1 protein-coding gene is annotated in these 566 nt (G+C 44.2%); it reads right to left on the minus strand.

All coding sequences use genetic code 11. The features are described from left to right. Positions 1-497 (minus strand): RHS repeat domain-containing protein (locus tag CHA01nite_RS21100; protein ID WP_373869034.1); only part of this gene is annotated, 497 nt, incomplete at its 3' end. Positions 498-566 lie beyond the last annotated feature (69 nt).

Here is a 566-nt window from a genome sequence, read left to right on the forward strand (position 1 = left end):
CCCCCACCGCCAGTTTCCTGCGCAATTCTTGTGGTAGCCATATCCACAAGATCGAACATTTGTCCCAAGAAATCTTGTCCTCCGATAAAGGGAGTAATGGCACGACGGCCTCCTGGGCTTAATTCCCAGAAAGAATTTGGTCCAATGGTGTAATTCGTAAATTCTTCAGGCGACTGCGCCTTCCGGCCATCCGGATCAATAAACCGTATCGGGTTATTATAAGCATAATTATACGGCGTAAATCTTCTCGATGTTTCAGAAAGCGGATCAATAACGCCCCATCTTCCGATATCGCTCATATACACCCTGGCCCCGTAATCGCTCCAGCCGGTTTCCTTCTGTAGTTCTTTACCGTTGTACTGGTAATTGTAGGATGGATTCCCGGCTTGGGCATTGTAGCCTTCATGCTTCAGCCCGAACGGGTAAAAATTGTTTTCTTCAAGAACTTCTGCGCTGCCACCGGCGTTTTTAAAATAACTCAGGCGTACATTTCCCAAATGGTCTGTGTAGCTGTAAATATAGCTACTATTTTAAATAAACTTTATTAACATAAATAAAAAAGGTAA

It is taken from the genome of Chryseobacterium hagamense (genome assembly GCF_007991455.1).
Classification (GTDB): domain Bacteria; phylum Bacteroidota; class Bacteroidia; order Flavobacteriales; family Weeksellaceae; genus Chryseobacterium; species Chryseobacterium hagamense.